The sequence below is a fragment of the Variovorax sp. UMC13 genome (assembly GCF_014170375.1).
Classification (GTDB): domain Bacteria; phylum Pseudomonadota; class Gammaproteobacteria; order Burkholderiales; family Burkholderiaceae_C; genus Variovorax.
In genome coordinates, this window is sequence record NZ_LZZW01000015.1 from 98,216 (window position 1) to 124,701 (window position 26,486).

Annotated in this window: 28 protein-coding genes; 13 read left to right on the forward strand and 15 right to left on the reverse strand. The window is 69.4% G+C overall.

Annotated features, from left to right (window positions below; all coding sequences use genetic code 11):
* Positions 1-5: 5 nt before the first annotated feature.
* Positions 6-698 carry a succinate dehydrogenase iron-sulfur subunit gene (locus tag A9977_RS12575; protein ID WP_183025179.1) on the forward strand — a complete coding sequence of 231 codons (693 nt, stop codon included), beginning with the start codon at positions 6-8 and terminating at the stop codon, positions 696-698.
* A gap of 39 nt (positions 699-737) precedes the next feature.
* Here A9977_RS12575 and A9977_RS12580 read toward each other — a convergent pair whose 3' ends face one another.
* The 3 genes from A9977_RS12580 to A9977_RS12590 are packed head-to-tail and all read right to left on the reverse strand — an operon-like array spanning position 738 to position 3,182.
* The gene (locus A9977_RS12580; protein ID WP_183025180.1) at positions 738-1,154 is read right to left on the reverse strand and encodes a hypothetical protein; all 417 of its coding nucleotides are present in this window, start codon (positions 1,152-1,154) and stop codon (positions 738-740) included.
* Positions 1,151-1,930 (reverse strand): ferritin-like domain-containing protein, encoded by a 780-nt coding sequence (locus A9977_RS12585; RefSeq protein ID WP_220811723.1) that lies wholly within the window; start codon positions 1,928-1,930, stop codon positions 1,151-1,153. Before A9977_RS12585 ends, A9977_RS12580 begins: the two co-directional genes overlap by 4 nt.
* 49 nt (positions 1,931-1,979) lie before the next feature.
* Complete coding sequence (locus tag A9977_RS12590) at positions 1,980-3,182, reverse strand: hypothetical protein (RefSeq protein WP_183025181.1); 1,203 nt, start codon at positions 3,180-3,182, stop codon at positions 1,980-1,982.
* 173 nt (positions 3,183-3,355) lie between these two features.
* On the opposite strand from A9977_RS12590, the gene A9977_RS12595 reads away from it, so the two are divergent.
* On the forward strand, positions 3,356-3,730 hold the full coding sequence (locus A9977_RS12595) for a hypothetical protein (RefSeq protein ID WP_183025182.1): 375 nt from the start codon (positions 3,356-3,358) through the stop codon (positions 3,728-3,730).
* Between the two features lie 49 nt (positions 3,731-3,779).
* Here A9977_RS12595 and A9977_RS12600 read toward each other — a convergent pair whose 3' ends face one another.
* The gene (locus A9977_RS12600) at positions 3,780-4,751 is read right to left on the reverse strand and encodes an SDR family oxidoreductase (protein WP_183025183.1); all 972 of its coding nucleotides are present in this window, start codon (positions 4,749-4,751) and stop codon (positions 3,780-3,782) included.
* Positions 4,752-4,783: 32 nt separating this feature from the next.
* A complete protein-coding gene (locus A9977_RS12605) occupies positions 4,784-5,365 on the reverse strand; it encodes a hypothetical protein (protein WP_183025184.1) in 582 nt (193 codons plus the stop codon).
* Between the two features lie 140 nt (positions 5,366-5,505).
* On the opposite strand from A9977_RS12605, the gene A9977_RS12610 reads away from it, so the two are divergent.
* From A9977_RS12610 to A9977_RS12620, 3 genes are all read left to right on the forward strand, one after another.
* A complete protein-coding gene (locus A9977_RS12610; protein ID WP_220811725.1) occupies positions 5,506-6,201 on the forward strand; it encodes an HAD family phosphatase in 696 nt (231 codons plus the stop codon).
* Between the two features lie 78 nt (positions 6,202-6,279).
* On the forward strand, positions 6,280-7,146 hold the full coding sequence (locus A9977_RS12615) for a hypothetical protein (RefSeq protein ID WP_183025185.1): 867 nt from the start codon (positions 6,280-6,282) through the stop codon (positions 7,144-7,146).
* On the forward strand, positions 7,131-8,699 hold the full coding sequence (locus tag A9977_RS12620; protein WP_183025186.1) for a mannitol dehydrogenase family protein: 1,569 nt from the start codon (positions 7,131-7,133) through the stop codon (positions 8,697-8,699). Before A9977_RS12615 ends, A9977_RS12620 begins: the two co-directional genes overlap by 16 nt.
* Positions 8,700-8,731: 32 nt before the next feature.
* On the opposite strand, the gene A9977_RS12625 is transcribed toward A9977_RS12620, so the two are convergent.
* Positions 8,732-10,210 carry an MFS transporter gene (locus tag A9977_RS12625; protein ID WP_183025187.1) on the reverse strand — a complete coding sequence of 493 codons (1,479 nt, stop codon included), beginning with the start codon at positions 10,208-10,210 and terminating at the stop codon, positions 8,732-8,734.
* A 277-nt stretch (positions 10,211-10,487) separates the two neighbouring features.
* A complete protein-coding gene (locus tag A9977_RS12630; RefSeq protein ID WP_183025188.1) occupies positions 10,488-11,339 on the reverse strand; it encodes a hypothetical protein in 852 nt (283 codons plus the stop codon).
* Between the two features lie 129 nt (positions 11,340-11,468).
* Between A9977_RS12630 and A9977_RS34260 the strand changes: the two genes are divergently transcribed.
* Positions 11,469-11,594 carry a hypothetical protein gene (locus A9977_RS34260; RefSeq protein WP_259651935.1) on the forward strand — a complete coding sequence of 42 codons (126 nt, stop codon included), beginning with the start codon at positions 11,469-11,471 and terminating at the stop codon, positions 11,592-11,594.
* 58 nt (positions 11,595-11,652) lie between these two features.
* Here the strand turns inward: A9977_RS34260 and A9977_RS12635 are convergent, their stop codons facing one another.
* Together A9977_RS12635 and A9977_RS12640 are read right to left on the reverse strand one after the other, a co-directional pair.
* Complete coding sequence (locus A9977_RS12635; protein ID WP_183025189.1) at positions 11,653-12,546, reverse strand: SDR family oxidoreductase; 894 nt, start codon at positions 12,544-12,546, stop codon at positions 11,653-11,655.
* A 53-nt stretch (positions 12,547-12,599) separates the two neighbouring features.
* Positions 12,600-13,007 (reverse strand): TraR/DksA family transcriptional regulator, encoded by a 408-nt coding sequence (locus A9977_RS12640; protein WP_259651936.1) that lies wholly within the window; start codon positions 13,005-13,007, stop codon positions 12,600-12,602.
* Between the two features lie 297 nt (positions 13,008-13,304).
* Here A9977_RS12640 and A9977_RS34265 point away from each other — a divergent pair, with 297 nt between their 5' ends.
* From A9977_RS34265 to A9977_RS12655, 3 genes are read left to right on the forward strand one after another with little or no spacing between them, the layout of a single operon-like run.
* Positions 13,305-14,033, forward strand: coding sequence for a sugar dehydrogenase complex small subunit (locus tag A9977_RS34265; protein ID WP_183025190.1), 729 nt, complete (start codon positions 13,305-13,307; stop codon positions 14,031-14,033).
* The gene (locus A9977_RS12650) at positions 14,030-15,688 is read left to right on the forward strand and encodes a GMC family oxidoreductase (RefSeq protein WP_183025191.1); all 1,659 of its coding nucleotides are present in this window, start codon (positions 14,030-14,032) and stop codon (positions 15,686-15,688) included. The genes A9977_RS34265 and A9977_RS12650 overlap by 4 nt, the downstream gene beginning before the upstream one ends.
* Before the next feature lies 1 nt (position 15,689).
* Positions 15,690-17,189: a c-type cytochrome gene (locus A9977_RS12655; protein ID WP_310936124.1), complete on the forward strand. Its 1,500-nt coding sequence runs from the start codon at positions 15,690-15,692 to the stop codon at positions 17,187-17,189.
* 352 nt (positions 17,190-17,541) lie between these two features.
* Here the strand turns inward: A9977_RS12655 and A9977_RS12660 are convergent, their stop codons facing one another.
* Entirely contained in the window at positions 17,542-18,063 is a 522-nt protein-coding gene (locus tag A9977_RS12660) for a class I SAM-dependent methyltransferase (RefSeq protein ID WP_183025192.1), read from the reverse strand.
* 716 nt (positions 18,064-18,779) lie between these two features.
* Here A9977_RS12660 and A9977_RS34075 point away from each other — a divergent pair.
* Complete coding sequence (locus tag A9977_RS34075; protein ID WP_220811727.1) at positions 18,780-19,283, forward strand: hypothetical protein; 504 nt, start codon at positions 18,780-18,782, stop codon at positions 19,281-19,283.
* A 20-nt stretch (positions 19,284-19,303) separates the two neighbouring features.
* On the opposite strand, the gene A9977_RS12670 is transcribed toward A9977_RS34075, so the two are convergent.
* The 5 genes from A9977_RS12670 to A9977_RS12690 all read right to left on the reverse strand — a co-directional run bounded on the left by A9977_RS12670 (position 19,304) and on the right by A9977_RS12690 (position 22,871).
* Positions 19,304-19,771, reverse strand: coding sequence for a DUF2269 domain-containing protein (locus A9977_RS12670; protein ID WP_183025194.1), 468 nt, complete (start codon positions 19,769-19,771; stop codon positions 19,304-19,306).
* 13 nt (positions 19,772-19,784) lie between these two features.
* The gene (locus A9977_RS12675; RefSeq protein WP_220811729.1) at positions 19,785-21,104 is read right to left on the reverse strand and encodes an SDR family oxidoreductase; all 1,320 of its coding nucleotides are present in this window, start codon (positions 21,102-21,104) and stop codon (positions 19,785-19,787) included.
* A 21-nt stretch (positions 21,105-21,125) separates the two neighbouring features.
* Positions 21,126-21,623: a hypothetical protein gene (locus A9977_RS12680; protein WP_183025195.1), complete on the reverse strand. Its 498-nt coding sequence runs from the start codon at positions 21,621-21,623 to the stop codon at positions 21,126-21,128.
* 129 nt (positions 21,624-21,752) lie between these two features.
* Positions 21,753-21,941, reverse strand: coding sequence for a hypothetical protein (locus A9977_RS12685; protein ID WP_183025196.1), 189 nt, complete (start codon positions 21,939-21,941; stop codon positions 21,753-21,755).
* A gap of 417 nt (positions 21,942-22,358) precedes the next feature.
* On the reverse strand, positions 22,359-22,871 hold the full coding sequence (locus A9977_RS12690; protein ID WP_183025197.1) for a ferritin-like domain-containing protein: 513 nt from the start codon (positions 22,869-22,871) through the stop codon (positions 22,359-22,361).
* A gap of 311 nt (positions 22,872-23,182) precedes the next feature.
* Between A9977_RS12690 and A9977_RS12695 the strand changes: the two genes are divergently transcribed.
* The 3 genes from A9977_RS12695 to A9977_RS12705 all read left to right on the forward strand — a co-directional run bounded on the left by A9977_RS12695 (position 23,183) and on the right by A9977_RS12705 (position 26,097).
* A complete protein-coding gene (locus A9977_RS12695) occupies positions 23,183-24,097 on the forward strand; it encodes a DUF808 domain-containing protein (protein ID WP_183025198.1) in 915 nt (304 codons plus the stop codon).
* 54 nt (positions 24,098-24,151) lie between these two features.
* Positions 24,152-25,519, forward strand: coding sequence for a cytochrome P450 (locus A9977_RS12700; RefSeq protein WP_183025199.1), 1,368 nt, complete (start codon positions 24,152-24,154; stop codon positions 25,517-25,519).
* 83 nt (positions 25,520-25,602) lie between these two features.
* Positions 25,603-26,097 carry a ferritin-like domain-containing protein gene (locus A9977_RS12705; RefSeq protein ID WP_183025200.1) on the forward strand — a complete coding sequence of 165 codons (495 nt, stop codon included), beginning with the start codon at positions 25,603-25,605 and terminating at the stop codon, positions 26,095-26,097.
* Positions 26,098-26,486: the final 389 nt, after the last annotated feature.

Below are 26,486 nucleotides of genomic sequence, written 5' to 3' on the forward strand. Positions count from 1 at the left end.
CCACCGTGAAACTCTCCATCTACCGCTACGAGCCCGAGAAGAGCGCCAAGCCGCGCATGGTCGACTACGAGATCGAACTCCAGGGCGAGCGCATGCTGCTCGACGTGCTGGAACGGCTCAAGGCCGTGGATCCGAGCGTGAGCTACCGGCGCTCCTGCCGCGAAGGCGTCTGCGGCTCGGACGCGATGAACATCAACGGGCGCAATGGCCTGGCCTGCCTGACCAACATCCGCACGCTGAAGGAACCCGTCGTGCTGCGACCATTGCCGGGCTTCCCGGTGATCCGCGACCTGGTGGTCGACATGACGCGCTTCTATCGCCAGTACTACGCGGTGCGCCCGCACGTCATCGCCCACGCGCCGCCGCCCGAGCGCGAACGCCTGCAATCGCCCGAGCAGCGCGAGGCGATCGATGGCCTGTACGAGTGCATCCTCTGCGCCTGCTGCTCGAGTTCGTGCCCGTCCTACTGGTGGAACCCGGAGCGCTTCCTCGGGCCCGCGGCGCTGCTCCAGGCAGCCCGCTTCATCGCCGACTCGCGGGACGACGACACCGACCGGCGTCTGGAGGAACTCAACGATGCCTACAAGCTCTTCCGGTGCCGCGTGATCATGAACTGTGCGGACGTGTGCCCGAAGGGCCTGAACCCGGCCGCTGCGATCGAAGGACTGCGTACCGCGATCGTCAAACGCAGCTTTTGATCGCATGAGATGCCGGCACCGCGGGCGCCGGCTCTGCCGTCAGCTGCCCTCCTGCTGCTGCGGCGGCTCGGCCGCGCCGGCCTCTCGCGCGACGCCCCGAACATCGAGCCCCGGCGACGTCGCGAGCAGTGCCTCCATGCTCGCCCGGCGAGCGGGATCGACCGCGTCGACCACCAGCAGATACACGCCCCGCGTGATGACTTTCGATAGGTTGTGCTCGTAGGGTGCGCCGGCCCCCCCGCCCGGCGCGATGCGAGAGGCGGCGCCTGCCGTGGGCCGCCCGTTGCCGACGAGGAAGTTGCCCTCCACCGGACCGGCCTCGTCCTGCAGCACCTCGATCCTGACGGTGCCGGGCGGCAAGCCCGCGTCGAGCAAGGCAGTGCGAGCCGCCTCGGCGTGCTCGAAGCTGTCGAAGCTGCGGAGCAGGCCGGGTTCCGACGCGCCGGCGCTGGTCATGGCACGTCAAGGGGCGGAACCACGGACGTCGTCGGCGCCATGGCGGTGCCCATCAGGCTCGCGTCCTGCAGCGTGAGGTCGCGCACCAGGTCACGCAGGCGTGTGAGGTGCAGCGCCTCCTGGTCGCGGGCCAGCAGGCAGCTGTCGGCGATGCCGTTGTGGCCGCTGGCCTGCGCGAGCGCGATCAACAGATCCCAGCCGGCGTTGTCGATCAGCTCGGCATCGAGCATGACGTGCAGCGACTGGACCAGCGACGTGCGCGGATCGTTCATCGCCTGCACCATGCCCATGGTCTCGACGCCGACCAGGTCGGCGCAAGGCGTCTGTGCGGTGGGGTCGGCGCCGAGCGATTCCAGGGCCTTCACCAGGATGCCGAAATGCTGAGCCTCTTCGTCCCGGTTTGTCTCGAGCATGGCGAGAGCTTCGCCCGGCAGCGCGACCGTCGCGACACGGCACTTGGCCAACAGCGTGTCGTAGAGCCGCACGCCGCCGCGCTCGAACGCCAGTCGCTCGCCGAGTTTGTCGACCAGCACTTGAGGCCGCGAACCGGTGACCATGTCCACGCCCGACTTCAGCATGCCCTTGGCCGTGCCCGGCACCGGCACCGAGCCGAGACTTTCGCTGCCCTGCGCGTACTCGGCGCGGATAGCGAGGTCGTCGCGCCCGTTGTTGCGGTCGGGAAAGAAGCCGCTCAGGCCGGCCTCGAGTTCGGCAGTATCGAACGGGGACATCTGCACGCCAGTGCGGTTGATGCCCAGGTGGGTCTTGGTTTCCATGGGGTGCTCCTTCGTTGGATGGGTGCAATGGGTGCGATGGGTGCAGGACTCAGGCGGTCCGGACGTTCGGTGCCGGCTGCTCGAGACCGGCCGCCGGGTCGGCGCGCAGTTCGGTGCCCGGCCGCCAGCGGTAGCCCGACGCCACCGCGTTCGAGGGCGAGCCGGCCGAGTTGATGTGCTGGCGATAGGCGAGCGAGCGTTCGCTTTCCTGCTCCTTCGGCACGAACTGGGTGCCGTAGGCGCGCAAGTCGACCTCCGCCGCCAGCACCTGGCGGATGAACTCGCGCTGCGAGGCGATCGGAATCGGGTCCGGCAAAGTGGCCGGAAGAATCTCTGCGACGTCGCGGCGCTCGATTTTCTGGAACTGCTCGATGGCCACATGCAGCTGGCCCAGCTCGTAGTCCAGGAAGCGCTCCCATATCGCGCGAATGCGCGGGTTGCTTTCCTGCGTGGCACAGCCGTGGTAGTTGTAGACCTCCATGGCTTCGTGCAGCACCCACTTCTCGAGCCAGGTCTCGGTCGGATCGATGATCGATTCGTACTGCGTGGTGTGCTGCTCCTCGATCGATGCGATCTCGGCATACAGCAGCCGGGCCATGGGGTCGGAGAACAGCGGCCCGACGTTCATGTAGTAGTTGTGGGTCTGCTGCTCCGACGCCATGATGGTCAGCGCATGCAGCTTCGACAGCGGCGCGGCCGTGGTGCGGTCGTAGTGCTCGCGCAGGTCGTCCATCGGGTCGCGATGCTCTTCGACGGTCGGGCGACCCGGCAGGATGTCGGTGTAGCTCTGCAGGATGTTGTTGGCGTCCTTGCCTTCGAGCCGGTCGAGCAGCGCCGAGTAGCGGTGCATGTGGTCGAAGTCTTCGAGCAGTCCGAAGCGGTAGACCTGCGCGAGGTACGGGTCGGGCTCCCGCAGCGCCACGCCGGCCGTCACGTCGATGGCCACCTGCTCGTAGGCGATGGTGGTTTCCAGCGGCGAATGGTCCGCACCGAGCAGCCAGTTGACCGTGGTGGCCTGGTGCTGCTCCACCCGCCGAAGCTGCGCCAGCACCGGCTGCAGCGAGCGGTTCATGCGGGCGCACGCGTGGGAGAAGTTCAGGGCTTCGATCTCGAGCCCGTTCATCAAAATGATGCGCACGCGGGTGTAAGCGTCGTCATCGAGCTTGCTGATCGGCTTTTGAACCATGTCGCGCCAGGTGAAGCGCTGCCGGTCCAGTGGCATGCCGCGGTTGTCCAGGATGTTCAATGTCATGTCGGTTTCCAAGGTGGGGTGGGACGAGAGGGCCGAGAAGCCCGGGCCTGGCACCTCGGCAAGGCAGATGCCTGCGAGGCGCCGAAGGGCATGGCACGCGCGTTGCCCTTCACATCTCCTCAATCGCCGCACTCGGCGCACCCTCTGACGACCCTCTCTCTCTGGAGCCACTGATGACAACGATTGCCACGGACGAACTGACCGACGGGCAGCTGGTCGACTTGCCGCCCGAAGCCGGCGACGTGAACGCGCCGCGCTTCGAACCGAACGACGATTGGCTGCGCAACACCGATGCCGCCTCGCAGAAAACGGCGATGTGGCGCTGGTTTGCCACGCGCTACGAAGAACTGGAGACCTCCACGCCGCATAACAAGGAGGGCAACTTCTTCTTCGGCAGGAAGGACCCTCCGGTGAGCGCGCAAGGGGTGCTGCGCGAGCGGTTCGGCGCGGTCGTGCCACCGGAGGTGCTGGCCGGCCTCGTCAGCGCGCTCCAGGCCAAGGCCGGTGACGCATGGGCCAAGGTGGAAATGGACAAGCTCAGCAGTTGAACGTCGCCCGGCGCATCAGTGTGCATCGGTGCGCGTCGCCGTCTTGGCTTTAGCGCCCGGCCGGAGTGCCGACGGTGCGGTGCAGCGTGCCGGCAGACGACGCGGCCGGCGGCGCCTCCCGCATCTGGGCGCGGTGCGCGATGTCGGCCGAGAGCCGCTCCGTGAGATCGGGCAGCATGCGGTGCGACGCATAGCCGCCGACGGCTTTCCAGCCGACCGGCAGCTCTTCAACCGGGTTCACGGTGACCCAGACGATGGCTTCCACCACCTTCTGCGGGTCGTCCATGGCCACCATCGTTGGCACATGGCCGCTGTAGTTGGCGGTGTGTTGGAAGAATGGAGTCGCCGCAGCCCACGGCATGACCGTCACGACCTGAACGCCGTCGAGGCCGGCCAGCCGCAGTTCTTCGTTCAACGTGCGCCCGAGGCTCAGCACGCCGGCCTTGCTGGCCGCGTACGAGGCCTGGTAGGCCAGCGGCACCTGGCTTTCCACCGAACCGATGTTGACCAGCACGCCGGCCCCCCGCGCGCGGAACTGCCGAAGCGCGACATGGCTGCCGTAGATCGCGCCCTTGAGATTGATGTCGATCAGCCGCGCATGGTCCTGCAGCGGGATGTCGTCGAACCGGCCGATGGCGCCCACGCCGGCGTTGTTGATCCAGACATCGACACCGCCGAAGTGCGCGACCGCCGCCGCCATCAGCCGCTCGATGTCGCCCGGGTTCGCGACGTCGGCACCGACGACAAGCGCGCGACCGCCGGCTGCGGTGAGCTCGCTGGCAACGGTCGTCAGCGCATCGACACTGCGCGCCGCAACGACCACGTTCGCGCGGGCCGCACCCAGGCGCAGCGCCACGCCGCGTCCGAAGCCGCTGGACGCGCCCGTGACGACGAAGGTCTTGCCGGCGATGCGGCGCTCGTCGTCGGGTCCGGCCCGCGGCGAGATCGCGCAGCCGGCCAGGGATGCGACGCAGAGCGCGAGGGACGCGAGCCGGGCCGCGGTGAAAGGCAGAGAAGGCATGGTTCCCTTTTCGTCGGTGAGGTTTGCTCGGTTCAGCCGCGAGCGCACAAGGCCCTGCACGCTTCGACGAAGCGTGCAGCGGCGCGGGCCTCGCGGTCCTCGCCGCCGAGGCCGGCCTGGCGAGCCATGGGCATGTCGTCGGCGCCCTGCGCGCTTCCGCCGCATGCGCTGAGCGCGATGGCGAGCGATCGGCGCAGGGGTTCCGGGAGCGTCGCTTCCTTCACCAGCAGTGCCGCGGCAATCCGTGCGGCGCGTGGGGAGAGATCGACTGCCTGTTCGTAGAGAGGACCAATGCGCATGCGCTTCAGCCGGCAACGCACATACCCGACGCGCTCGACGCCGGCGGCCCGCGGGCGCTTAGGTGGTCGCACACGGCGGCGTACACAGCGCCACGAATCCTCGATGAACAGAAGACCTACGACGGCCGTCCCGGCCAGTACGACCTCGAAGAACATCGGCGCCAGGATCGGCACGCCCACCTCCGCGAGCATCTGCCGCCGCCGTGCGCGTTGGGCTTGGCCGCTGGCGTCGACATCTGGGTTGGACCGGGTGTCGGGAAAGGGGGTGCTTGCGTGCCGCATCGGCGCGGCGCAGGCCGCGCGGCGGAAAACCATGCCGTACGGATCGTGCGCAGGGCCCACGCTGCCGCCTCCCTGCACACGACCGGCTGCACCGGGCACGCGGGTTGCCGCTGACGCGCATGCACAAGGAAGAACAACGCAGCGGGCGAAAGCCCTTGGACACGCGCGAAAAAATGCCCGCAGCCGTCGTGTTCGACATGGACGGCCTGCTGCTCAACACCGAAGCCCTGGCCAGACGCGCCATGCGCCTGGCCGGCACCGAACTCGGCGTCGAGCTGCCCGAAGCTTTCTGCGCGCTGATGATTGGCGTACCGGTCGACGGCTGCCGCCGCCTGCTGCTCGAGCACTACCAGGACGCGTTGTCTGCCGACGATCTCTTCGCGGCATCGACACGGCACCTGAAGGCCCAGATCGACGCGGGCGAGATGCATCTCAAGCCGGGTGTGCAGGAACTGCTCGACCTGCTCGACGAGCACCACATGCCGCGCGCCGTGGCCACGTCCTCATCGCGCGACAAGGCGGCGCACCACCTTTCACGCGCCGGCATCCGGCATCGCTTCGACGCGCTACTCACGCGGGACGATGTCTCGCAGGGCAAGCCGCACCCCGACCTCTACCTCGCCGCCGCCCGGGCATTGGGAATGGCGCCTTCACATTGCCTGGCCCTCGAAGACTCCTACAACGGCGTGCGGGCGGCCAGCGCGGCCGGCATGCCGGTGGTCATGGTGCCGGATCTTCTTGCGCCCACCGACGAGATGCGCCGACTGAGCCGCGCCGTGATGCACGACCTGCACGAGGTGGCCGACATGCTGCGCGCACGCATGGTCAGCGACACCTCGCCGTTGCAGCCGGTGCCGGCGGGCGGCTGACCGGGCCATCCGCCAGCGGCACGTCGCTTGCCACTCGGAGGTATCGCTAACAGCAGGGAGCCATCTCCCGCCCACCCCGTGACACGCAAGAACCTCGTCATCGCCCGCGTCGGCCAGAACTCACTTCATCCCGCCTGGCTCGCCGCCTCCCAGGACCGCAACTGGGATCTTTACCTGTGCCCCTACCAACCGCTCTCCCCGCAAGACGCCTTCGACCTGCGGCTGGGCGACGTGATGCCCGGCCCCAAATGGACCGGGCTCGCGCAGCTGCTCACGCACTGGAGCGGATGGCGCGAGTACGAGCGCATCTGGCTTCCCGACGACGACATCTTCGCGAGCTCGACCACCATCGACCGCATGTTCGAATTCGCCGCCGCGCTCGACTTCGACCTGTGCGCGCCGGCGCTGCACGAGAGCTCGTACTACGCCCACTTCGACACCATGCGCAACACGCGCTGTCTGGCTCGCCGCTGCGGCTTCGTCGTCGAGATCATGGTGCCTTGCTTCAGCGCCGGCGCGCTGGACCGGCTGATCCCGACGCTGGAGCTGACGCCCACCGGCTGGGGCTGGGGCCTCGACTCTCTCTGGCCCAAGCTGCTCGACTATCGCAAGGTCGGCCTCATCGATGCGGCACCGGTGCTGCACACCCGGCCGGTGGGCATGTTCCGCGACGACGACCTCGCGCGCAGGGTGCGCGCCGAGTCCGACCGCATCATGGCCGAGCACGACTGCGCGCAGGTGCACACCACCTTCGAGGCCATCGGCGCCGACCTGTCGCCGCTCGACCTTTCTGCAGAAGCGCTTGCCGCCCTTCTTGCAGACGGCTGGCGCTATCTGTGGCGCAGCGAGCCGATGGTTTTGGCCTGGCTGCTTGCGGCACAGCGCCCCGCGGCCGGCTGGCCGGACTACCCGATCGCGGGGCGCCCGTCATGTGCAGCACGCTGAGCACCGGCACGGCAGCGCTCGACGACGCTGCGATCGAGCCGCCTCCGAGGCGCCTGTCGCTCTCGCGGCTGCATGAGCTACCGCAGCAAGTGCGCCGGCCCGCCTTCGACCCCGCCGCCCTGCAGACCGGCATCCTGCATTTGGGTTGCGGTTCGTTCCACCGCGCCCACCAGGCCTTGCTGACGCAGCTGGCGATCGAGGCCGAGCACGGCGTGAGCCGCCGCGCGGCCGGGCGGGCATTGCCGCCCTGGGGGATCGCCGCCTGCAGCCTGCGCTCGCCCGCCATCACGCAGGCACTCACGGCGCAGGACGGCCTCTACACCGTGCTCGAACGCGGGCCCGAGCGCACGGGCGCCATCGTGGTCGGCACGCTGCGGCGCGCGCTCTACGTGCCGGAGAACCTGGCCTGGATCGACCTCGCCTTTCGTGACGCCGACATTCGCATCGTGAGCCTCACGGTGACGGCAGGCGGCTACTGCACCGACGCGGCCGGCCGGCTCGACGTGCAGCGTGCGGACGTGCAGTCGGACTTGCGCGCGCCCTGCCCGCAGACGGCCATCGGGCTGCTGGTGCGCGGCCTGCGGCATCGGCGCGACAGCGGCGTCGCGCCGCCGGTGCTGCTGTCCTGCGACAACCTGCCGGGCAACGGCCGCATCCTTCGGCAGGCCTGCATCGACTTCGCCGCGTTGCACGACGACGCACTGGCCGGCTGGATCGCGCGCGAGGTGCAGTTTCCATCGACCATGGTCGACCGCATCGTGCCCGGCGCCAGTCCCGAGGACCGCGACGACGCGCGCGCCGCGCACGGCCTCGAAGACGCGGCCCCGGTCTCCGCCGAGCCCTACCACCAGTGGGTCATCGAACGCTTCGACGGACCCCGGCCGCGCTGGGACGCCGCCGGCGCGGAGTACGTCTCGGACGTCGGGCCATGGGAGGCCTCGAAGCTGCGCCTGCTGAACGGTGGCCACCTGGCGCTCGCCTGGCCCGGCCGGCTGGCCGGCTGCAGCGCCGTGGCCGACGCGATGGCCGTTCCCGGACTCTCCGCCTTCGTGCTGCGCTTCATGCTGGACGAACAGAAGCCGACGCTGCCGCCCAGCAACCACGACATCGACCTCTATGCGCGGCAGCTGCTGGCGCGTTGGCGCAGCCGCAGCATCTCGCACCCGCTAGACCAGATCACGCGCGACGGATCGGCCAAGCTGCCCGCTCGTGTGGCGGCGTCGCTGCTGGAGAACCGCCGCGCGGGCCGTCCGGTGCCCTGCACGGTGCTCGCCGTCGCCGCGTGGATGCGGTGCATTGCGGGACGCGACGACGGCAGCAGGACGATGGCGTTCGACGACGAACTCGGCGCCCGTCTCCGCGCGCATGTCGCCGATGTTGCCGACGACCCGGCCGCGCTGGTCAACCGGCTGCTGGCGTGCCGCGAGGTTTTCGACGACGCGTTGGCGCACGACGCGGCCCTGCGACTGGCGCTGAAGGAAGCGGTCGTGCTGCTGCAGCAGCGCGGCGCCCGCGCGGCGTTGCCGCTGTGGGCCGGCGGCAGCACGCGCTGAAGCCCGCACGGCGCGGAAGTGCCTGAAGCACCTCAGTCCGGCGCGGCGCCGCGGCCGCGCCGGATGTCGCGCCGTATTTCGCGCCGCCATTGCGAGACCCGCGAGAACGGAAGCGCGCCGCCGATCATGCCGCCGATGGACGACAGGTGATTGACCGTTCGCAGCGCTTCGAGCGCGAGCTCCTGCATCACCACGCGCTCGCTGATCTCCTCGCCTTCCGAGACGCGCGACAGCGCATGCATCACGTACAGGCCGAGCAGGGCCGACAGCGCGAAGAGGAATTCCCAGTGGGCAAATCCGAGCACCACCATGTCTTCGGCGCGCGAGGGAGAGATCCATCGAGCGATCAGTGCCAGTTCGCTCTGGGCGAGCCACTGCGCAATGGCGCCGCCGAGCAACGGCGCGGCGCCGCCGGCCAGCGCCGCCACCAGGCCAATGGCGGCGAGGTAGGCGGTGCCGCGGCCCTGCGGTGCCAGCTTGAGGCCGATGTTGCCGGTCGCCAAACCGATGCCGCCCGATGCGGCGCCCATCAGCACGTGCAGCAGGTACAGCAGCACGAGCCGGACCTCCGCCAGATCGGCAGCGGCAGCGAACACCAGGCCCAGCATGCTGGCGAAGTACGCGGGCAGCGCCACGGCGAGGATCGCCTTGTTCGACAGTCGGTCCGACAGCCGCCCCCAGAGGTACAACGCAACGGCGTTGGCGAACTGGCTGGTGACCCACAGCGTCGTCACCGTCCCGAGGCCGTAGTTCAGCTGCTGGAGCAGGTACACCGTGAGTAAGGGTGCGGCGATGTTGCTCGCCACGTTCCACGCGCCCAGCAGGATCAGCAGACGGCGAAAGTTGGTGTCGTGCAGCGGCTCGGCCAGCATCGTCCGCCACGTGGGGTGCGGCCCCGGTGGCGCCATCAGCGGCTCGGGCGTCCGTGCCAGGCACCACGAACTCGCCAGGCCGGCCACGCCGGCACCAACGAAGGCCGCGGGATAAGCCAGGCGCGGATCGCCGAAGGGCGCATGGTCGATCAGGAAACCGGCCGACAGCGTGCCGGCGCAGGCGAGCACGCTGGCGATGAGAAGACGGCGGCCGAAGAACGCACCGAGGCTCGCCGCCGGCAGCAATTGGTGAATCCAGGAATTGATGGCACCCGCGGCCACCGAACCCAGCACCGCCACCAACAGCTGCCCGCCGACCAGCAGGCCCACGCGCGGCCCGGCCTGCGGCAGGAACGGCAGCACGGCCAGCAGGAGGATGATCAGCCGCGCGCCGGTGACGGCGCTCACGCCGATCAGCTTGCGCTGCCGCAGGCGTTCCACCAAGAGCGTGGTGGGCAACTGTGCCGCCTGCGCCATGAAGGGGATGGCGGCGAGCAGGCCGATGGTCATCGGGTCGGCCCCCAGGCTGAGCGCGAACGCCACCAGCACCACGCCGCCGGACCAGGCGCCGGTGATGCTGGCCCAGGCCGCGTCCCAGACGAGCTTGCGCTTGCCGGCGGCCAGTGCCTCGGCGGACACCTCGGGGACCGGAAGCAGCGCGCTAAGCATTGGTCGGTGTGCGCCCCGGTCGGGGCGACGCGCCCGGCGCGCCCCCCGCGTCTCGCGCCGTCGCGTCTTCGGCTCCGAAATACAGACTCCCGAGGCCGCTCGGCCGCACGTCGCGCAACAGGCGCGCCTGGGCGGCGGTCAACGCGCCGGCGCTCCCGCCGGGCTGGCGCTGCCGCGCACGCACGCATGCAAGCAGGTGGAACAGACTGAAGGCCATGGGCGCCTGGCCGGTGGTGCTGGCGCGCGCTCAGGCGGCCAGCGCCTCCTCTTCGTCTTGGGCAATCGGGCGCTGCGGCGCGATGGTGCCGCCGCGCGCCAGATGCAGGGCGATCTTGCGGCTCTCCATCCACGTCACGAGGTTCCGGTTGAAGCCGTCGTGCATCGGCCACCGGTAGTGGTGCCCCTCCGGCTCAGTGCGCATGTCGCCCCATCGTGGAAGATGGCGATGCACTGCGGCCAGCTCTTCCCCCGGGTCGATGCCTCGACGGCGCAGCATGTCGTAAAAAGGTCCGCCCGCCCGGTCCATTGGCTTGGTGTGCTGCATCGGGACGGCGTCGACGATGCTCAGCCGACCCTGGCCCTGCAGCAGCGAAGACCACGCGTAGTCGATGCCCCAGGTGCATGCGGTGAGCAGGAAGGTCGGCTCCATGAGTTCATCGAGCGCAGCCTGCGAAAAGCACGGGGCCATGACCTCGACGAAGTTCACGCGCCGCACGCGACACGACGGATTGCGGATGTTGATCAGGTGGTTGGCGTGGCTGCCCCAGGCGATCGCCGGCTGGGCCACATACAGCGACGCCTTCTCGCACCAATCGAAGAAGCGCGACACGTCACCCGGTGAAAACAGCAGGTCGTCGTCGAGCAGCAGGTGGAAGCGGTACCGCGGGCCGGCGCTGCGCCGGCTCCACGCCCGGAACGCCTCGAACTTGTTGATGCTCTCGTCGCAAAAGATCTCGACATCGGGATCGCCGCGGTCTGCCTCGCTGGCGCCGGCCCAAGCGTTGATGCAGCAGTCCCAATTGCGTCCGGGGTCTTCCTCGAGCATTTGCCGGTGGAGCGAGTGCCGGCCGGCACGGACGAAGACAAGGTGTTGGCGCATCGGGCGAGCCTGAAGTGGGAGTGCGTCCCCCTGGCAAGGCACGTGCCGCCATGCGCACCACGGCCTGCCTGGGAGGAACCCCTCGCTGCACGCCGCCCGGTCCTGCTGGAAGTCAAGACCGACCCGAACGTGCCTGCGCTGCCGCCGCACATCAACTTCGAGCAGGCGAAGAAGTTCGGCCGGGCCGTGATTAAGCGCGGTGCGGGCGGCCGCTCCATGCTGGCGCGCATCATCGGCCAGGCCACGGCGGGTTGACGCGCGAGCGCGGCCCGCGCGACGACCCTGCATCGGGCCACAACGGGTCGCAAGCCGCTCAGCCTTTTTTCCCTTCCCCGTGCACGCGGCCCGACCCGCTGGCCTCGTACAGCGCACCCTCCGGGTCGTGCGGCGCTTCGGGCTTCTGCTGCCTGTCGGCCTGCTTGGCCGACATCTTGTCGCCCAGCGATGGCGCGATCTTGGCCATGGTCGTATTCAGGACCGACATCGCGCCGACCTTCACGTCGCGCCCGCCCTCGACCGCCGCCTTCAGGATGGCTTCGGCCACCTTTTCAGGCTCGATCATCGGATCGGGCAGCTTCGGCTCGCGGTCCATGTAGTTCTTGGCATTTTCCGGGTACGGCGTGTCGACCGCGGTCGGCTGGATGAGCGTGATGGACACCGGCGCTTTGTCGATGTCCTCGATCTCGACCCGCAACGCGTCCGTGAAACCCTTCACGGCGTGCTTGGAGGCCGAGTAGATGCCCTGCAGCGGAATGACCGCATCCGAGACCTCGCTGCCGATGTTGATGAGCGCACCGCCCTGCCCCTTCAGGTGTGGCAACGCGGCGAGCGAGCCGTTGAAGACGCCCCAGAAGTTGGTGTCGAAGAGCCGGCGGGCGTCTTCCTCGCTCACTTCGTCGATCCGCGCGTAGATCGAAACGCCTGCATCGTTGACCCAGGTGTCGATGCGCCCGAATTCCGCGATGGCACGCGCGGCGACCTCCTCCACCTGCTGACGATCGGCCACGTCGACCGCGCACGCCAGCGCTTTCGCGCCGTTCTTGGAGAGCTCCTGCACCACGTCGTCCAGCACCGCGTCGCTGCGCGCGGCCAGCACGACCGACGCGCCACGCTCGGCGGCCATCCGTGCGGTACACAAGCCGATGCCGCTGGACGCGCCGGTGATGACGATGACCTGTTCTGCAAGTGGCTTCAATCCATTTGCCATGGAATCTTCTTCGGGTTGGGAAAGACAAAAAGAAACGACGGGGGGCCCGCGCCTCATCGCGCCACGGGAATGCGTACACCCGTCGGGTGGGTCGCCTCGTACGCCTCCTGGCAGGGCACGCAGCGCTCGCTGAACGGCAGCGCCTCCAGCCGGGCGAACGGGATCGCGGTGCCGCAGTCGATGCACAGGCCGTAGCTGCCGCCGTGCAGGCGCTCGCGCGCTTCGGCGATCTGGCGCAGTTCCTGGATGTCGCGCTCCTTCTCGGCGTAACGCGCCGCATCTCGGATGCGCTCCTCACCCTGTTCCCTAAGGTCGCCGACCTGCAGGTGCGGCTCGCGTGAGGGTGTTTCCGCAGCCTCTTCGTTGACCGCGCGAACCTCTGCCTGCAGCTCGCGCTCCCGCGCGTCGAGCCGGACCGAGAGGGCGGCCTGTTGGATGGGCGTCAAAGTCGAATCGGACATGGTCGTGTTCCCGTCGTCGGACGGGCGGCAAGCTGCGTGCCCGGGTGCCTGCCGGCATCGAGGTCGCCGCTCCTGCTGCGTTCCCCACGCGATGAATGAGGGTCGTGGGCCAGGTGACGGCGCAGGAAGGATTGACTGCAGTTTTTTGCATAGCGACGCGGCATGAATTCGGCGGGCCCGACTTGTCGGTTGGCTTGTTCCAGACGATCGCTGGCGAGTGGCGTGTCGAAGGCGCGGGCACACGGTTTGCCCCACCTGCGCGGAGCCCTTCAACTTTTCATTTGATCGACCGCGCCCGTGGCCTTCTGTAGACCGACGTTTGACACCGATGCGCTGGACGCGTCGAACGCGAATCACCGTGCCTGCGAAGCCGGCGCCGCCCCGGGCGTCTCGCGCCGGGCGGCGGTCGTCTGGCTGGGACTGGCGGCCACGGCAACGGCGGCGGCTGTCGAGGACATGCGCAGAGCGCCCGCTTCACAGCAAGCCGCGGCCGTCGCGCCGCCAGCGCTGGACGCGGCGGAGGCCGGCTTCCTTGCCTTCTCTCGAAGCATGACTGGCCACGGCGATCTGGCACCGCAAACGGCGCAGCGCATCTATGCAGCCATGGCGCAGCGGTCGGCCGACTTTCCGATGCAGGCGCAGCGTCTTGCGCAACTCGCCAGGACTGCGGGCGACCCGAGTGCCCTGCTGACCAGCGCGAGCGAAGCCGGCCTGCGCGACACCGCACTGGCGGTGGTGGCGGCCTGGTACACCGGCACGGTGGGCAGCGGCGGCCGTGCGTCGGTGGTCGCCTATGCCGACGCGTTGATGTATGCGCTGGTGCGCGATGCGCAGACCGCGCCCACCTATTGCGCCGACGGCCCCGCCTGGTGGACGCGCGACCCGCCGCCCATCGGCGTGTCGCCACCCGTCGAGAAGGCAGCCACCGCGCCGCCGACCACCGGCTTCCCGATGCCCACCACCGGTTCGCCACCACCGCCACGCACCGAGCCGCAAGGCAGCACGCCGGCCGGAGGCGCGAAGTGAGCCGCGGCGTGGCCTTCGACGCCGCCGGCGATGCGACCGCCGACGCCGTGATCGTCGGCTCCGGCGTGGTCGGCGCGATGATCGCCGACCAGCTCGCCGCCGCCGGCCACTCGGTGCTGGTGCTCGAGGCCGGGCCGCGCATCGACCGCGCCCAGGTGGTGGAGAACTGGCGCAACATGCCCTTCGAGAACCGGGTGGGCTCGGACTACCAGGGGCTCTATCCGCAGTCGCCGCTGGCGCCCGCGCCGCTCTACTTTCCGAAGAACGACTACGTCGCCACCAGCGGCCCGAGCGGCGGCAGTTTTCTGCAGGGCTACCTGCGCGTGGTCGGTGGCACCACCTGGCACTGGGCGGCCTCATCGTGGCGCCATCTGCCGGTCGACCTGCGCATGCGCAGCGTCTATGGTGTCGGGCGCGACTGGCCCATCACCTACGACCAACTGGAGCCCTACTACTGCCGCGCCGAAGAGGGCATGGGCGTGGCGGGCCCGAACGATCCAGCGCAGCAGTCGCCCGTCGAGCGCAGCCGCCCCTACCCGATGGACATGATCCCGTGGGGCTACGGCGACCGCCGCTTTGCGGAGGTGGTCAACCCACACGGCTACCGATCCGTGCCCATTCCCCAGGGCCGCAACACCATTCCTTGGGAGGGCCGCCCGGCCTGCTGCGGCAACAATAACTGCCAACCGATCTGCCCGATCGGCGCGATGTACAACGGCATCCACCATGTGCAGGCGGCCGAGCGCAAGGGCGCCACGGTGCTGGCCGAGGCGGTGGTCTACCGCATCGACACCGACGAGAACAATCGCGTGAGCGCCGTGCACTGGTACGACGCGCAGCGCCGCTCGCACCGGGCATCCGGCAAAGCCTTCGTGCTGGCCTGCAACGCGGTCGAGACGCCGCGGCTGCTGCTGCTCGCGGCCAACGACCGCAACCCGAACGGCATCGCCAACCGTTCCGACCAGGTCGGCCGGAACATGATGGATCACTCCGGCTTCCACTGCACCTTCCTCGCGCGCGAGCCGATCTGGACCGGCCGCGGCCCGGCACAGAGCAGCTGCCTGGTGGGTCCGCGCGACGGCGCCTTCCGCGCGCAGTACTCGGCCAACAAGATGATCCTCAACAACATCACGCGGGTCGGGCCGGCCACCACGCAGGCGCTCAAGCTGGGCCTGGTGGGGCGCGAGCTGGACGACGAGATCCGCCGGCGCACCGCGCACGGCGTCGACCTGTCGATCAGCCTCGAACCGCTGCCCGAGCCGGGCAACCGGCTCACGCTGAGCCGCACCCGGCGCGATCCCTTGGGGCTGGCATGCCCCGACATCCACTACGACGTCGGTGACTACGTACACAAGGGCGCCGAGGCCGCGCGCCGCCAGCTCGAACACATCGGCAGCCTGTTCGGCGCAGTGGAGTTCCACATCACCAGCAGCCTGAACGCCAACAACCACGTGATGGGCTCGACCGTCATGGGCGCGGACCCGAATGACTCGGTGGTCGACGGCAACTGCCGCGCGCACGACCACGCCAACCTGTGGCTGCCCGGCGGCTCGGCAATGCCTTCGGCCAGCGTGGTGAACAGCACGCTGAGCATGGTCGCGCTGGGCCTGCGCTCGGCCGACGACGTGGCGCGTACGCTGAGCGGAGGGCGGTGACGTGGAGCGCGACGACGCAGTGGCCCCCGGCGTGTCGCTTACGGGCGCATGGTGGCAATCGCTGCTGCAGCGCCTCCTGCTGGTGACGCTGTTGCTGGCGTACTGGTTCGGCATGCCGGCCGATGCACAGACCGCGCCCGCGCCAGCCGATGCCACGCTGGTCGAGAGGGGCCGGTACCTGGCCATCGCCGGCGACTGCGCCGCCTGCCATACGAACACGAATGCGGGCAAGCCCTTCGCTGGCGGCTACAGCATCCAGTCGCCGCTGGGCGTCATCGTCGCGACCAACATCACGCCGTCGAAGACAGCCGGCATCGGTCACTACACCGAGGCGCAGTTCGCCCGGGCGTTGCGCCAGGGCGTGCGCGCCGACGGCAGCCACCTGTATCCGGCCATGCCGTACACCGCGTACACGCAGCTGACCGACGACGACACGCGGGCGCTGTACGCCTATTTCATGCACGGCGTGGCCCCGGTTGACGAGGCGCCGACGGCGACCGGGTTGCCGTTTCCGTTCAACGTGCGCGCGTCGATGGCGGTGTGGAACCTGATGTTCCTGGACGACCGGCGCTTCGTGCCCGACGGATCGCGCAGCCAGCAGGTCAACCGCGGTGCCTACCTCGCGAACGCGCTGGCCCACTGCGGCACCTGTCACACGCCGCGCAACGCACTGATGGCCGAGCGAGGCCGGCGCTTTCTGGCTGGAGGACAAGTCGGCGCCTACTACGCACCCAACATCACGCCCGACGCGGGCGGCATCGGCCGCTGGAGTGACGCCGAACTGCTGGCGTATTTGCGCACCGGTCACGTCGTTGGACGGTCGCAGGCCAGCGGTCCCATGGCGGAGGCCGTGGAGAAGAGCTTTCAGCATCTGGCGGTCGAGGATCTTTCGGCCATCGTGGCCTACCTGAAGACCGTACCGCCGCAGGTGGAGCCGCGGCAGGCGCGGTCAACCGCCGACTATGGCAAGCCGTCCCAACTCGAGCCGGCCCTGCGCGGCACCTCCGGGCCGAACGAGCGCGACAGCCTGGGCAGCGGCGCCGCGCTGTTCAGCGGCAACTGCGCGAGCTGCCACCAGCCCGACGGAAGCGGCAGCCGCAGCCAGTTCTATCCCGCCCTGTTCGGCAACACCACCACCGGCTCGGTGCATGCCGACAACCTCGTCGCGGCCATCCTGTTCGGGGTCGAACGCACGGTGGGCAGCCGACAGGTGTTGATGCCGCGCTTCGACAAGGATTCGCGCGTCAACCAGTTGTCCGACGCGCAGATCGCCGACCTCGCGAACTACGTGCTGGGCCAGTTCGGCAACCCGGCCGTGTCGGTGCGCGCAGAGGACGTGGCGCAGACGCGGGCAGGTGGCCCGCGGCCCTTCCTGGCGAAGGTCCAGCCCGTCATGGCACCCGTGGCCGCGGCGGCCGCATTGCTGGTGCTGGCCGCGCTGGGGTGGCGGGCCGTGCGGCGGCGCCGCGGTGCCGCCTCAGCCCGCGCGAAACACGCATGAATGTCAGCGTTCAATGCCGGCGCGCGCCCAGCGCAAGCGCACGGGGATCGCCTTGACGCGGGCACCTTGCTCTGCTCGGCATGGTGCGCAAGTGATATCAGCGGACTGCATTCCAAGTAGTAGTCCGCCACGTACCCCGGCCGCAATGTCGAACGGCGTCATCGGTAGGCCACGGCGACGCCTCGATGGGTCCACCAGTGCGAGCGACGCAACGACGGCGATCGGTATCATCTGACGGAGTGTGGCACCGGCGAGCGAGGCAGATCGCCTGCGCCCTCAGGCCCGGTGCGCAAGCCCCCCAGGTGCGACAGCCGAAGAGGTTGACCGGTTCCAGCGTCAGCACACGCGCCAGTCATGCGCCAGGACCTGTTCCTCGTACCGGAAGTCGGAGCGGAAGCCTACGGGGTCGGCGGAAGAGCACGGCCCTCTTCAGCAAATACCACGCCGGGCTGCCGCTCAGATGGCGCAGCACCACGATCGTTCCGCCTGGCTTGCACACGCGCCGAATCTCGCGCACCACTTCCGCCGGCCGCGGCGTGACCGACAGCACATAGGGCGCGCTGACGCAGTGGAAACTCGCATCGGGGAAGCGCACGCGCTCGGCATTCATCGACTTCAGGACGACGCGATGCGCCGCCAGGCGCGCCGCGGGCGCGCGGGCTCGCGCAAGTCTGTCCACCGCCCCTTCGCGCCCCTGCACCCGGGCGCAGAAGCTCGGCCCGTTGATGAAATGCGGCGCCCGATGGCGGCGTCGGCACTCATCAGCAGGGGCTTCCAGAAAGGGTGGCGGGTCATGCACAGGCAACAGCAACCGGATGCCCGACGGTCCCGCGACCGAGTCGCAGGCACCTCCGCTGCCCCAGCCACCGGCCATGTCATTGACCTCTTCCGCCTCCTCCGTCCCACCCGACTCCGTGCCGGCGCACTCAGCCGACGAGACACCAAGCGGCACGCCGCAAAGTGGCGAGGGCCCCTGCCCACGCTGCGGTGGCAGCGGCCGCCTGACCTGCACCGATTCCCCGGATTGCGAAGGCAGCGGCCCGTGACGGTCATCGTCGGAGACGCCTGAGGGGCATCGCACCTCGCCTTCAGTACTTCTCTTCTTCTCCTCTTCTTCAGTTCCTGAAAGCACGCACCCTTGAACCAGCCCGCACAGCAACAGGACCCGACCTGCCGCGAGGCCCCCTGGCCTGCTGCGGACCACGGCGAGCAGAGCTACCGGGCTACCAGGACTCGGGCCACCTGGCCAGCAAGGCGGTGCTGCTCTCCGGCGGCGACACGGCATTGGACGTGCCGCGGCGATCGGGACCGATGGAACGAACTGCATCCTGCCCCACGGGGAGACGATCCGACCCACTGCAGGAGCTTCGCGCGCGAGCTGTCGGCATTCCTGCGCACGCTCCAACTCGGACTGCACGGCCGCCCCATCTGCAGACCGCGTCGGTGTTTGGTCCAGGACTGCGCTGCGATGCACGCCGGTCCCTTGCGAACCGGTGTTCAGGCGCCCGACGCTGCATTTCGCGTGCCGGCGGAAGAGGCCGCGTCCCGGCGGGTCGAAGTGCATGGCCGACAGCCGGTGACTACTGGTTGATGCACTTCGACACGACCTTCGGCGTGATGCTTCGCGAGGTGGATCCACCGCGGCGGCGACGCGCCGATGCTGCAGTGCGGCCCAATCGCCAGCAACCGGGCATTGCCGTCGCGCGGCGACTCCGGCATGACGGCACGTCTCTTGCCGGGAACACCGTGCGAAATCCGCCTTCGCATGACGCCCCGATGCCCCCTCCGCTTCCAGCCCTGACAACCCGCATGACCAACCCAACTTCTCCTGAGGCCTTCGGTGGCTACACCGTCAGTGTGCGGTTGCATCGGCGCCGTTTGATCATGCACGTTGCACAGGACGCCCTGGTGAAGCTGGGCGCGCGGCCGCACGACGGTGCCGATCAGCTCCGAACGCTCAACAGGCACATGCCGCGCTTCCATGCGCTGGCCCTCCAGTTCGGGGCGCGCGACGCCGGCTCCGAGGTCACGATTCGCGCCGACGACGTATGGTGGTCGGCCGATGAATGGACGGAGGACACGGCGCAGACATAGCGTGTCCATGGCCACGTCGGTCAGAGCGCCGGCTTGGCAACCATCAGCCAGAAGATCGCGACGAAGAGGAGGAAGGCCGGCACGCCCAGCGCGAACCACCAGCGGAACAGCTGCCAGTAGCGCCGCGGCAGCGGAGTCTGCTCGCGCGCCGCCGCTGCGGCCAGGTCCCGCAGCCGGATCTGCAGCCACACGACCGGGAACCAGCATAGCAGCGCGAGCACGTAGCCGACGATCGACAGCCTGAGCCAAGGCGTGGCCAGCGGGAAGCCCGCCAGGTGGACCATCCAGAAGCCGGTGAGTGGCTGCAGCAACGCCGTGGTGGCGGTGAACAGCCAGTCGGCCCGCACCACCATCCGCGCCACCACGGCCACCGCACGCACGTCGCGCGACAGCGTGCTCGCCAACAGGTGGAACGCTGAGCCGATGCCGGTGCCGAACAGCACGGTCGAGGAGAGCACATGCAGCCATTTGACGACGAGGTATTCCATGGTGCGAGCGGGTTCAGCGGCGGCGGGGCGGCCCGTCGAGCGCCCAGGCCACGACGATCGCTGCGCACATCGGCAGGTTCTTAGATAGCGGCCCGAAGGGATGGAGCCAGAAATGCGGCATCGTCAGCGTGATGGCTGCCATGTAGAAGCCAATCAGCAGCAGTTGCAGCGGCCACAGCAGGCGTGAGCGCAGCGCCGCCGGCAAGGCCAGCGTGCCGATCCCCAGTGAGAGGTCGAACAGCGCCGCAGCGCTCAGCAGCAGTTCGGCCCAGGCGCCGTGCGCGCCGACCTGCGCCAGCAGGTCCAGGCTTTGCGCGCGCGGGTAGAGGCCGATCGACACGACGAAGGTCCAGATCCAGACGAAGGCGATCGACAGCCGCAGCAGGGGTGCCAGCCAGCGCAGCCACGCGCGCTGGCGCAACGGCTCGGCGTCGGCCGGCGCGATGAAGGTGCGATGCGCGCGCGGCGGGCGCTGCAGCCACCGGCTGATGTCGTCGGCAGGCGCCGCATTGCCCCGCAGCAGCATGCCGGCGGTTTCGGCATCGAGAAAGCTGTGGCGTGATCGGCCGGCCAGCGAAGCACCCGCGAGGAACAGGCCGCGCGGCATCGGCAGCACCCGGGCGCCGCCGCAGTATCCGAGCTGCCGCCGCAGGTCGCGCAGGTACCCGCGGAAGCTCACCGGCGCGGGGCCGACGAAGGCGACCGTGCGCGTGCCGACCGGCCGCGCACGCACCAATGCCTGCACGCCCGCGACCACGTCGTCCAGATGGATCGGCTGCAGCGGCTGCCGCCCGCCTTCGGGCAAAGCCAGCACCGGCAGCACGGCCAGGGCCGCGAACAGGTTGGCGCTGGCGCCTTCGCTACCCCACACCAGCGACGGCCGCACGATCGCCGATGCGATCTGCAGGCCGCGCAGATGGCGGTCTGCCAGACCCTTGCTGCGGTGGTAGCCGCTGGCTGCATCGTCGGCGGCGCCAAGCGCGGACACCTGCACCACCAGACGGACACCGCAGGCAGCGCAGGCATCGAACAGCGCCGCGGGCGCGCGGTGATGCACCGCGTCGAAGTCTCCCGCCGTGTGTTCGCGCAGGATGCCGGCGGCGTTGATCACCACGTCGCCCGGGCGCAGATGGGTCATCCAGAAGGTAGCGTCGGGCACGCTGGCCAAGTCCACGGCGAGCCAAGCCGCGTGCGTCACCGGCCAGCGCGCCGCGCCGGCTGCGGCGCCGGGGTCGCGCGAGGTGCAAAGCAGCGGTTCACCCTCGCGCGCAAAGGCGTCGGCCAGTGCATGGCCGAGAAAGCCCGAGGCGCCGACGATCACGACCCGCACCATTCCCCCCTGCGCACCCGGCCGTCAGCGCCGGCCGCGGTTCGCTGCCAGGCAGCCTGCGGCCAGACCGAGCGCGAAGCCGGCATAGACCAGCACCATCGAGGACTTCGACAAATGGTGCTCGAAGCCGGGCGTGAAGCGCTTGGGCGTCAGCGTGTAGTCGACGGTGCAGGCGACAGCGGAAGCGACCGCCGCACCGGCCAGCGCGGCCGGAACCGACCGGGCACGCCGACGGTTGCCGTGGAGCCAGGCGTAGAGCACTGCCCAGAGCGTGGCGGTTCCGTGGTGGATGACATAGCCGGTCGCCGTGTGACGCCAAGTCGGCACATGGACACCGAAAGCCTCGTCGCGCCACAGCCAGTGGCTTGTGGCGTTGGTGGGTGCGCTGCAACTGCCGACATCGCGCTCGCCACGCCACAGCAACACCAGCGTTGAGAGAAAGCTGGCGGCGCCGCCGGCGATCAAGCCGGTGCGCATCGCAGGCGATGGCGGCCGGGGCGGCGAAAGCGAGCGGCGTGTCATGCAGCGATCATGGCGACGCAAGCCGTGCGCGCTTGTGCGGCAGGGTGAAGGTCCGCGTCGGCGTGCGCCGCAGCGACCCGTTGCAGAGCCACCGACATATGGGGCGCATTTCAAAAGAGGCGCACGCGGTCAGCGCTCCTGCCGCGTCGGGTTCTGTCCTTGCTGGCCGTTCTGGCTGCCTTGCTTGTTCTGGCCCTGTTGGTTGCCCTTGCTGCTTTGTCCTTGCTCGCCCTTCTGATTGCTCTGTCCCTGCTGGCCCCCCTGGTTGTTCTGGCCCTGCTGGTTCTTCTGGCCTTGCTGCTTGTTCTGCTGTGTCATGGTGTCTCTCCTGTTGACTGAGGTGTTGGCGGAATCGCCGCAAATGCCCTGGCAAACCGGATTCCCGGCACCTGCTTCGCCGGACCGTCGACGCAGCACCGGGGCCCGCCCCGGGGGGCACTGCAGGAAAAGGGGTGATTCCTTTACATGCCGCGCGGGGCGCCGGCGTGCCCAGCGCTTGCATCCTCTGCGGCAAGCGGCATGTCGGCGGACGCCTCTCAGCTCCTGGCGTCGGACGACGCGTCTTGCTCGTGCGGCAACCTGAGCGGGGTGTCGCCCTGTACGACCGTGTGCGTGGCACCGCGCCCACGCCGCCTTTCTCGACCTGAGGCTTGCGCTCCAGGCGATCAGCATGTGCTGCATGCCGGCTCATGCGTTCCCCCGGGGCATGTGCAATGCCGCCATCGTGCCCGCGCTTCAGTGCTTTGCGGTGGCGTTGGGGGTTTCGTCGCGCAACAGGAACTCGCGGGTGATCGCGGGCAGCTGCTGCGCCAACCAGTCTGCCATGGCGATCTCTTCCTGCAGGATCTCCTCGCAGACGCGCTGCGTTTCGGCATCGTTGCAGACGGCTGCCGCAGCTGCCAGGGTGCGGTAGCTGGCGATCTCCATGTGCTCGAAGGCATAGCTGCTGATGCTGGCCTTGACCACTTCGTCAGAGACGAACATCCCGCTCATGCCCTGGGCCATCGCGACGATGCGGCCGGTAATGTCCTTGACGGCTGAGGTGTCACCTCCGCGCCGGTCGATGCAGCTGCGCACGAGCGTGGCCTGGCGCCGCGTCTCCTGCAGATGCTGCTCGATGCGTTGCTTGAGAATCGGGTAGTTTTCCAGTCTGGCAGCCGTGGCGGCGAGCATCTTCTCGGCCTGCTCTTCCATCGCGTGCGCATCGCGCAGCCAGTCCATCAGGTTGTCTTCGGCTCGGGTGGTCATTGCGGTCCTTCGTCAGGGGGTTGGGGGGGGGCGGCTCCTGCAGCCTCTCGGCGCGGCGCCTGCGCGCGGTGCGGCAAGACAGATGCCCGTTGGGGCCGCCGGCCTAGGCGGGCAGCTGCTGCCGGCGTCGGCAAGAGTGGCCGCAAGAATTTCCGGTTGATCGGCCGCGCGCGTCAACGGTGCCCGGAGCCCATCCAGCCGCTCCGTACCGAAGGCCAGCGAGACCGGCGGCCTGCCGGCGCAGTGGTTCTCGGCATGCCCTTTGCCCGATCTGCGCGCTGCGGCACTGGTCCCGCGCGCCCGGGAGCACCATGGCCACCAGCCTGCTGGCATTGCTGGACGACATCACGACATTGCTCGACGACCTGTCGGTGCTGGCCAAGGTGGCCGCCCGCAAGACCGCCGGCGTGGTGGGCGACGACCTGGCGCTCAATGCACAGCAGGTCTCGGGCTTGCGGGCCGACCGCGAATTGCCGGTGGTCTGGGGCGTCGCCAAGGGCTCTTTCCGGAACAAGGCCATCCTGGTGCCCGCCGCGCTCGCCATCAGCGCGTTCGCGCCCTCGGCGATCACGCCGCTGTTGATGCTCGGCGGCGCCTACCTGTGCTACGAAGGCGTCGAGAAGCTGGCGCCGCCGTGGCTGCACGGCCTTGGCGAGGCGAGCGCGGCCGACCCGCAGCGCACGACCGCCGCGGCCGGCACGCTGCGGGACGTGCGCGCCCTCGAGCAGGTCCGGATCCGCGGCGCGGTGCGCACCGACTTCGTGCTCTCCGCCGAAATCATCACCATCACCCTGGGCACCGTGAGGGGCAGCCCGTTCCTCGCCCAGGTGATCGTGATGGCCGTGGTGGCCGTGCTGATGACGGTGGGCGTCTACGGCCTGGTCGCGGTCATCGTCAAGCTGGACGATGCCGGGCTGTATCTGAGCCGCCAGCCCGGTGCACGGGCCGCAGTCGGGCGCGGCATCCTCGCCGCCGCGCCCTGGTTCCTGCGGGCGCTCTCGGTGGCCGGCACAGCGGCGATGTTCCTGGTCGGCGGAGCCATCCTGACGCACGGTGTGACCGCGCTGCATGCCGGCATCGAGCAGATGGCAGCCGCCACGGCGGTCTGGCCCGGCGGCGAACTCTGGGAGGCTGCGGCACGTGCGCTGCTGAACATCGCCTTCGGCATCGGCGCCGGCGCGGTCGTGCTGGCCGGCATGGTGCTGGTCAGGCGCCTGCGCCGCTGACCGGCGCCACGGACCGGTCGTCCGGCGCGGGAATGTGGCTTGCCGCACGCCTGCATGGCACACACGACATCCTCCGCCGCATCGATCCGGCCCGGTTGGGGGCGCCTCGCGGCCTGGGACAGCACACTGGCCCTGGCGGCCGACCCCTACCGCTTCATCTCGCGCGCGTGCGCGGCACACGGCACGCGAGGCGTGCGCGGCCGCCTGCTGCTGCAGCCCACCGCGTTTCTCACAGGTACGGCCGCAGCGCGCGTGTTCTACGAATCCCCGCAGCTGATGCGCCACGATGCTGCACCCGGCGCGCTGCTGGCCACGCTGCTGGGGCGCGGCGGTGTGCAGACACTCGACGGCGCGGCGCATCAGCACCGCAAGGCGGTATTCCTGCACCTGCTGCACGGCCCGGCGGTCGGCGCGCTACTGCAGGCGGCCGAGGCCCGCTGGGCGCACTGCGTGCAGCTGCGCAGTGCAGCCGATGCGTCAAACGGCGAACCGCTGTATCCGCTCATGCAGCATTGGCTCTTCGAGACCGCCATGCAGTGGGCCGGCGTGCCGATGCCGTCCGGCGCCGACCATGCGCGCTGCGAAGCGGCGATGGTGGACCTGTTCGACCGCGCGGCCTCCTCCGTGCCGGGCCACCTGCGGGCACGTGCGTCCCGCAAGTGGCTGGAGCGCTGGCTTGGCCGCTGCATCGACAGGGCACGCAACGAGGAGGTGGTGTTCCGCCCGGGCGGTGCAGCGCTGGCCCTCGCCCTGCACCGCGACCCGGGCGGCGCGTGGCTGCCTACCCAGGTGGCGGCCGTGGAGCTTCTGAACGTGCTGCGCCCGATCGTCGCGGTATCGGTTTTCGTCACCTGGTGCCAGCATGCGCTGGTGCTGCATCCAGAAGGACGAGGCCTGCTGGACAGCGACCGCGGCGTGCTGGCCTTCGTGCAGGAGGTGCGCCGCTTCTACCCGTTCTTTCCGGCGGCGACGGCGCGGGTGCACGGCGCGTTTGAAGCGGATGGTATGGATTTCAGGGACGGCGAACGGGTGCTGCTGGATTTGTACGGTACCAACCGCGATCCGCAGCACTGGGAGGAGCCGGACGCCTTCCGGCCCGCCCGCTTCCTGCGGGCCGCGCCGGGACGCTTCAGCTTCGTGCCCCAGGGCGGCGGCGATGCAGCGTTGCACCACCGCTGTCCGGGCGAGGATTTCGCGGTGGCCCTGATGGCGCTGGCAGTGAACAAGCTGGCTCACTGCGCGCGCTGCGAGGCGTCTGCGCAAGACCTTTCGATCGACATGCGTCGGCTACCGGCCTTGCCGCGCACCGGTTTGCGCGTCCGCTTCCTGTGCGAGCGTGTCAATGCGATCCGACACGGGCATCCGCCGCCGCCGATGCGCCGGCCTCCGGAGGACCTACATCCCGTCCGGTCAGTGCATTGAATCATCACCCGCACGCGGGCCGATTCGCGAAGCCCGCCGTCCCCTCTCTCCCCTTTTTTTCCACTGGTACAAAGGAGTTCACCATGGCTGTCAAGACGATCAAGGAACTGTTCATCCACGAGCTGTCGGATACCTACAGCGCCGAAAAGCAGATGACCCGCTCGCTGCCCAAGATGGCGCGCGCCGCGTCCGACGAACAGTTGGCCCAGGCCTTCCGCGACCACCTGGAGGAAACGCGCGCGCAGGTCGAGCGCATTGACCGGATCGTCGAGCTCACGGGCCTCAAGCTCAAGCGCATCAAGTGCGCCGCAATGGAAGGCCTGGTCGAGGAAGGCAACGACCTCATCGACGAGATCGACAAGGGCCCGGTGCTGGACGTGGCGCTTATCGGGGCGGCACAGAAAGTGGAGCACTACGAGATCGCCGGCTACACCACCCTGGTGCTGTTAGCGACCAAGCTCGGTTTCAAGGATGCGCTGCCGCTGCTCGAAGCGTCACTGGGCGAGGAGAAAGCGACCGACGAGAAGCTCGGCACACTGGGCCAGGCCGCATCCATCGAGGAAGCGGTCGAGAGCTGACCCATCGCCGCGACGCCGAGCCGCGGCAGCGGCTCCGGCGCTTGCAGTGGTCCGCGCGCGGCGCATGCAGCGCCACCGCGCCTCCAGCAGCGGGCCGAGGTTGGGCGCCAGCACCGCGCCGGTGACCGTGGCCCCGCCCGGGTCCGGCAGCGAGTCAGGCCGCAACCGCAGTCCACCGGTCCACCTGCACCATCGGGCGGCGGCAGCCGTGTCAGGAGAAGCAGCCTCGCCATCGGCGGGATTTCCGGGAAGCTGTGCCCCTTTTGCTCGCACGGCACTGCTCGATGGCGGTCGACGACGACGCGTTGCGCCAGCCACACCGTGAACTCGTGCCCGTCAATCAAGACCGCGAAGACCGCGATCATGGGAACTGTCGGCTCCAGCAGCAG